This window comes from Vibrio sp. HI00D65 (assembly GCF_001635455.1).
Taxonomy (GTDB): domain Bacteria; phylum Pseudomonadota; class Gammaproteobacteria; order Enterobacterales; family Vibrionaceae; genus Vibrio.
Genome location: NZ_LWEH01000304.1, coordinates 1 through 2020 on the forward strand (window position 1 = coordinate 1; position 2020 = coordinate 2020).

General features: G+C 44.2%; 2 protein-coding genes and 1 riboswitch. Of the genes, one reads left to right on the forward strand and one right to left on the reverse strand.

Annotation, left to right across the window (positions count from 1 at the left end; genetic code table 11):
- Positions 1 to 430 (reverse strand): TonB-dependent receptor plug domain-containing protein (locus tag A3712_RS19300; RefSeq protein ID WP_157618818.1); only part of this gene is annotated, 430 nt, incomplete at its 3' end.
- Positions 431 to 470: 40 nt separating this feature from the next.
- Positions 471 to 674: riboswitch (cobalamin riboswitch) on the reverse strand.
- A 153-nt stretch (positions 675 to 827) separates the two neighbouring features.
- On the opposite strand from A3712_RS19300, the gene trmA reads away from it, so the two are divergent.
- On the forward strand, positions 828 to 1937 hold the full coding sequence (gene trmA, locus A3712_RS19305) for a tRNA (uridine(54)-C5)-methyltransferase TrmA (protein ID WP_063524707.1): 1110 nt from the start codon (positions 828 to 830) through the stop codon (positions 1935 to 1937).
- Positions 1938 to 2020: the final 83 nt, after the last annotated feature.

Sequence of the window (2020 nt, forward strand, 5' to 3'; positions counted from 1 at the left end):
CTTCTGAGCCATGCATAGCAGCACGAGCTCCTCGAACGTATTCCACACGATCGACGAATGTAATTGGTAACTGGCTAAAATCGACACCACCTTTTGCAGCTCGCGCAAAACGAATACCATCAATTAGAACAAGAACTTGATCAGAGTTAGCACCACGAACAAAGATCGAAGCCTGCTGACCTCGACCTCCATTTTGTGAAACCTGAATACCCGTTAATCGTCTAAATACATCGGTTAGAGACTTAGCTTGAATTCGGTCGATATCTTGACGTGTTACTACTTCAACTTGAGCGACAACACTTTCCGTGCTTTGCTCAAAACGGTTCGCCGTAACCACCATGGTTTCATCGGCAGATGCTTGTTGGGCGTGTAAATTGGAAATAGGTGAAAGCAGCGATGCTACAGCAACCGCTAAAAGGGATTTGTTCATGTTGTGATCCTAAATCGCGTAAATTCCTACCAAACCACATGTTATGGTTTAGCCGCTGGCAGGTATTCGGACTCAAGAGCACAACCTTATGGTTACCTGATATTCGACTTCCCACAAAAAGCTATTTGCAGTGTCTTATGAATACTCGTTCTCTTTTACCGCTGCGCGTCAGTTCTGGATTCACACCAGATTCCCTCTTCAGCCATCTATACATCTAAATGGCACCAGCTGCCGAAGATAGTATTGACCTCTGAATCATTTGTCTAGTCTAAGATAGTTATAAGCTATAGTTTTCATGGCCTATTCACACTGATTGACTCTCAACACTGGACAAGCGCCTGTGATTGAATAAAATCTGCGCTCTTGATTTAAAAGCACGACAGCAAAAGGCATAACAATGGCGAATTTAGATGTAAACCCGCAACGCTACCAAGAACAACTGGCAGAAAAGACTGAGCGTCTGACTGAAATGTTCTCAGAATATAATGTGCCTGAGCTGGAAGTGTACGAATCTCCAGAACAACACTACCGCATGCGTGCTGAGTTCCGCGTGTGGCATGAAGGTGACGATATGTATTACGTCATGTTCAATCAAGAAACTAAAGAAAAATACCGCGTAGACCAGTTCCCTGCTGCTAGCCGTCTGATCAATGACTTGATGCCTTTGTTAGTCGATGCAATGAAAGACAACCACTCTCTACGCCACAAGCTATTCCAAGTAGACTTCCTATCTACACTTAGCGGTGAGATTTTGGTGTCTCTGCTTTACCACCGTCAACTAGGTGAGCAATGGATTCAAGATGCCAAAGCGCTAAAACAGCAATTGAACGATGAAGGTTTCAACCTAAACTTGATTGGTCGTGCTCGTAAGATGAAGATCGTATTAGACCGTGATTACGTTATTGAGAAACTAGACGTAAATGGCGATAGCTACATCTACCAACAAGTAGAGAACAGCTTCACTCAACCAAACGGTAAAGTGGCTGAGAAAATGTTGGAGTGGGCCGTTGACTGTACTCAAGACAGCAAAGGCGATCTGCTAGAGCTTTACTGTGGTAACGGTAACTTCTCACTAGCACTGGCACAAAACTTCGAGCGTGTATTAGCAACTGAGCTAGCGAAGCCGTCGGTTGAATCAGCGCAATACAACATTGCAGCCAACAAGATTGATAACGTTCAGATCATCCGTATGTCTGCGGAAGACTTTACGGTAGCGATGGAAGGCAAACGTGAGTTCCGCCGTCTACAGCAAGCAAACATCGATCTGAAGAGCTACAACTGCAACACTATCTTTGTTGATCCGCCACGTTCAGGTATGGATGTAGATACTTGTAAGATGGTTCAAGGCTACGAGCGCATCATGTACATCTCTTGTAACCCTGAAACATTGAAAGAGAACCTAGAGATCTTAAGCGAAACACACGATGTTACTCGTTTTGCTTTGTTCGACCAGTTCCCTTACACACACCACATGGAAACTGGCGTATTCCTAGAGCGTAAAGCGTAACACTCGCTTTCCTAATCTAGGTATAAGCCAAACTGCAGACACAAAAAAACGAGCCTATCGGCTCGTTTTTTTTATTTATAGGT

Bases quoted from the DNA above. Each gene is read 5' to 3' on its own strand.
- trmA (WP_063524707.1), top strand. From the start codon at position 828: ATGGCGAATTTAGATGTAAACCCGCAACGCTACCAAGAACAACTGGCA.